Origin of the sequence: Erwinia psychrophila, assembly GCF_039023475.1 — a bacterium.
Taxonomy (GTDB): domain Bacteria; phylum Pseudomonadota; class Gammaproteobacteria; order Enterobacterales; family Enterobacteriaceae; genus Erwinia.
Genome location: NZ_JBCHVB010000016.1, coordinates 1 through 2,377, shown reverse-complemented (window position 1 = coordinate 2,377; position 2,377 = coordinate 1). Strand labels below are relative to the sequence as shown.

The window sequence follows — 2,377 nt, the reverse complement described above, 5'->3', positions numbered from 1 at the left end:
GCTGGCAGCCGGCGCCGCGGGCGGGTTGATTGGTGACAGTATGGCTGCTACTGTGACAGGTGCGCAGGCCGGGAAGAATGCGGTTGAGAATAACTGGCTGCACGTCAGTGAGAAGACGGAACTTGAAATAGCGAAGCAGAAACTTAAAAGCAACGACCCGGCAGAGCGGGAGAAAGCACAGCAGCAGATAAACGATCTTCGTGAGAAAGACATCAGCCGTGACCAGAAGGTTATAGACGCCTGTGGAAACGGCAAAGCTGCCAGCGCCGGATGTGCTTCGACAAGGCTTGAGGTTTACTCGGCCAAAGGAGAGTACGAAACCGGGCAGTACAATAATAAAGTCAGCGACATGTATGCTGACGCTTACGGGCAGATAGTAAACCTGCTGAATATCACCAGCGTTGATGCGCAGAATCAGCAGCAGGTGAAAGATGCGATGGTGAACTATGTCATGGGCTGGCAAGGCGTTGATAAAGCCACAGCAGAAAGCTATGTGTCCACTTATGATGGTATGCAGATGATTGCATCATCGCTGAAACCTGTCTTGAGTGCGGCAGTTGTTAGTAAACTGAGCGTAATGGTCAAAGAAGCTAATATTTATCCTTCGGGGATTGATTTTAAAATTAATCAGCCGGAACACTTAGCTCAACTTGACGGATATTCACAGAAGAAAGGGATTACCGGTGCTCATAATGCTGATTCATTCAATAAAGCCGTGGTTGATAATGGTGTGAAAATTGTCTCTGAAAAACCAACAGGGGTTAATGGCATTACTCAGGTTCAGTATGAAATACCTACAAAAGATGCTGCTGGAAATATGACAGGTAATTATAAAGGAAATGGTTCCAAGCCTTTTGAAAAAAACTATTTATGATCCTAAAATATTCACAGATGAAAAAATGTTACAGTTGGGACAACAGGCAGCAGCAAGCGGTTACTCTGATGCAATAAAAAATGGATTACAGGCATATGACGCTAAAGCCGGTGGCGTTAAGTTCAGAGTATATATTGATCAGAAAACAGGCATTGTAAGTAACTTCCACCCGAAATAGGAACAGCCATGAATAAATATTTATTTGAATTGCCGTATGATCGTTCTGAACCAGGGTGGACTATAAGGTCATATTTTGACCTTATGTATAATGAAAATAAATTTATGGATGCTATAGAAAATATAGTTAACAAAGAATCTTATATTCTGGATGGCATTTATTGTAACTTTCCTGATATGAATAGTTACGATGACAGTGAACACTTTGAGGGAGTTGAATTTGCAATAGGCTATCCCCCAACAGAGGATGATACTGTGTTTGTCAGCGAAGAAATCTGTTATCAATATGTTCGCTTAGCCTGCGAAAAATATCTTCAACTGCATCCCGAAGATACGGATAAAATTAACGAATTACTGGCTCAGATCCCATCTTAAAATTTAAATCCCAGTCTAAACCGGCTGGGATTTTTACTTTATAACCAGTCAGTTATCTAAAAGTGGTCGCCACTCAATTATCCCATCCGGGATCCTGCATGGCCGCTTCTGCGGCGTGGCGGTCGCCTGGATAAACTCGGCAATCTGCTGCTGCTTGCGGGCCGACAGCTTTTTGCAGGCCCTGCGCAGCGTGGTCACAACTTCCGGCTCGGCGGGCAGTTCCGGCTGCGGCTCCTGTCGGGTAATAATCAGACAGTCTTGCATTACCCGCACGTTAACCGGCGTGCCCGTCCCAAACCCGACTTCTTCCAGCCAGTGGCCCTTCAGGTGAATGGACGGCAGCGGCTGATACTTCGCGTCGCTGACATAACCCACGGTATAACAACGGGTTGTGAATGCGTGCGTCTCTGGCATATGATGTTGCTCAGCCATAATCAACTCCTTGCTAGTTGGTTGTGGTCAGCGGGCTGTTAGTGTTGGTAGCACCTTCAGCCCGCGCTAAAAATCTCTCGTTACGTTCTTCCTGTTCCGTTTTCACCTGTTTAAATATACAACTTCTGCCGCGTAAACTCGCCGAAAGCTAAGTAATAAATTGCGAGACGTCTCTGGAAAACGGATTGTTTTTTTCGGTCCGCATTTCGCTTATCCCTTCTTCCTGTACTCTTCTGTAATCTCTGTTACTGACGGGCTTTCATACTGCGACTCCACGTTATGAAGGGATTTCCCTGCTGGTAAACACAGCGGTTGTACTGAGTGCGACGGGCAGCGACAGCCACGACATGATCAAGAACTATCCGCGCTTTGTTAATCAGGGTCACGCTGCCGGATGGCACACAGCAGACCGTGCTGGTGCCACAGGTGTATGCGAAGGTAAAAGCAGGGAATTTAACCGGCGACGGCGCGTTGCCCGGTGGCGGTAGCGTGGCCTTCAACGCGCAGAAAGATATCACT

At 46.7% G+C, this 2,377-nt stretch carries 4 protein-coding genes; 3 read left to right on the top strand and 1 reads right to left on the bottom strand.

Features of this window, described 5'->3' with window-relative positions; all coding sequences use genetic code 11:
* The 3 genes from AAH446_RS19565 to cdiI all read left to right on the top strand — a co-directional run.
* Positions 1 to 874: DUF6862 domain-containing protein (locus tag AAH446_RS19565; protein ID WP_342908340.1), on the top strand; the 874-nt coding region annotated here is incomplete at its 5' end.
* Positions 855 to 1,052, top strand: a complete 198-nt coding sequence (locus AAH446_RS19560) for a CdiA family toxin C-terminal domain-containing protein (protein ID WP_342908339.1) — start codon at positions 855 to 857, stop codon at positions 1,050 to 1,052. The genes AAH446_RS19565 and AAH446_RS19560, both read left to right, overlap by 20 nt.
* 8 nt (positions 1,053 to 1,060) lie before the next feature.
* Positions 1,061 to 1,426: a ribonuclease toxin immunity protein CdiI gene (gene cdiI, locus AAH446_RS19555; protein ID WP_342908338.1), complete on the top strand. Its 366-nt coding sequence runs from the start codon at positions 1,061 to 1,063 to the stop codon at positions 1,424 to 1,426.
* Positions 1,427 to 1,474: 48 nt separating this feature from the next.
* On the opposite strand, the gene AAH446_RS19550 is transcribed toward cdiI, so the two are convergent.
* Positions 1,475 to 1,858, bottom strand: coding sequence for a SymE family type I addiction module toxin (locus AAH446_RS19550; RefSeq protein WP_342908337.1), 384 nt, complete (start codon positions 1,856 to 1,858; stop codon positions 1,475 to 1,477).
* Positions 1,859 to 2,377: the final 519 nt, after the last annotated feature.

What these genes read in the sequence shown, in the direction of transcription:
- cdiI (WP_342908338.1), top strand. Translation starts at nt 1,061, where the DNA reads ATGAATAAATATTTATTTGAATTGCCGTATGATCGTTCTGAACCAGGG.
- AAH446_RS19550 (WP_342908337.1), bottom strand. Translation starts at nt 1,858, where the DNA reads ATGGCTGAGCAACATCATATGCCAGAGACGCACGCATTCACAACCCGT.